General features: G+C 64.7%; 3 protein-coding genes. All 3 read left to right on the forward strand.

Annotated elements, in window-relative coordinates:
• Positions 1-175: 175 nt before the first annotated feature.
• Positions 176-550, forward strand: coding sequence for an ATP-binding protein (locus ACFYX0_RS47955; RefSeq protein WP_388982208.1), 375 nt, complete (start codon positions 176-178; stop codon positions 548-550).
• Complete coding sequence (locus tag ACFYX0_RS47960) at positions 547-840, forward strand: hypothetical protein (protein WP_388982211.1); 294 nt, start codon at positions 547-549, stop codon at positions 838-840. The genes ACFYX0_RS47955 and ACFYX0_RS47960 overlap by 4 nt, the downstream gene beginning before the upstream one ends.
• A gap of 70 nt (positions 841-910) precedes the next feature.
• The coding region (locus ACFYX0_RS47965) for a transposase (RefSeq protein ID WP_388982214.1) at positions 911-1,112 on the forward strand (202 nt) is incomplete at its 3' end.

Raw genomic sequence — 1,112 nt, forward strand, 5'->3', positions numbered from 1 at the left:
GGCCAAGCTCGACATCCCCACACCGAAGCAGATCATCGCCCTCGAACCCACACCCCGCTGACCAGCACGAACACCAGCGCCTAGAGAAACGCCTCCCAGGCGCCCTCACCCATGTCCGCGCAGGTCAGACCCCAGATTCGTGACTCTATGCCGCTGAATTACGCGGAACGCAGGAGTGGCCGTCGACGCCTTCCCCGGCTTGGGGAAGACCACCTCGGTGCTGGCCTTCGCGCGGGAGTTCCACCGCAGGGAGATCGCCGAACAGGGAGAGTTCACCGCGGCCGGCCATGAACGCTGGCCCGTCTGCAGGGTCGGACTCACGGGCAACACCGGTATGAAGGACCTCAACCGGGCCCTGGTGGAGTTCTTCGGCCACCCCGGCCGCATCCGCGGAACCACCGCCCAGCTCGGCCAGCAAGCCCTGGACTGCGTTCTATCTTGCGAGGTCCGTGTCCTGGTACTCGATGACCTGCACTTCTTGAAGTGGGCAAAACGAACGGCATCGAGGTCAGCAACCACCTCAAATGGATCGCCAACGAGTTCCCCGTGACCCTGGTGATGATCGGTGTCGGTCTCGCGGGGAAAGGTCTGTTCAGCGAGGGGGACAGGCAGAGCGATGCCGCCCTGGCCCAGACGGGCCGTCGCACCACCCATCTGGGCATGCCTCCCTTCACGATCAAGAATGAGAAGGGGCGGCGGGCCTGGCGGCAGATGCTGCTGGCCCTCGAACAGCGCGTTGTTCTCGCGGACAAGTATCCCTGCATGCTCGCCGATGACCTGTCCGATGACCTCTTCGCCGATGGTGTCCCGCCGAGTGGTGTAGCAGCGATCTCCGCATAGCCCCTGGTCATGGGGCGGCCATCGCGCAACTCTCCGAGTGGCGAAGCTCGTTGAAACGAGAGGTGACGCGATGGCCTTGTCCCAGCATGACTTACTCCGCCTGATGGAGTCACTGCGTACGGCGGACGGAATCGAGTTGATGAGGGTCCTGGCCCAGCGGATCCTGCAGGAACTCATCGAGGCCGAGGCCACCGCCCACATCGGCGCGGAGCCCGGCGAGCACACCGAGACACGCACGACGATGCGCAACGGGCACCGGGAGAAGGTGCTGA

Source organism: Streptomyces sp. NPDC002573, assembly GCF_042889625.1.
GTDB lineage: Bacteria > Actinomycetota > Actinomycetes > Streptomycetales > Streptomycetaceae > Streptomyces > Streptomyces gibsoniae.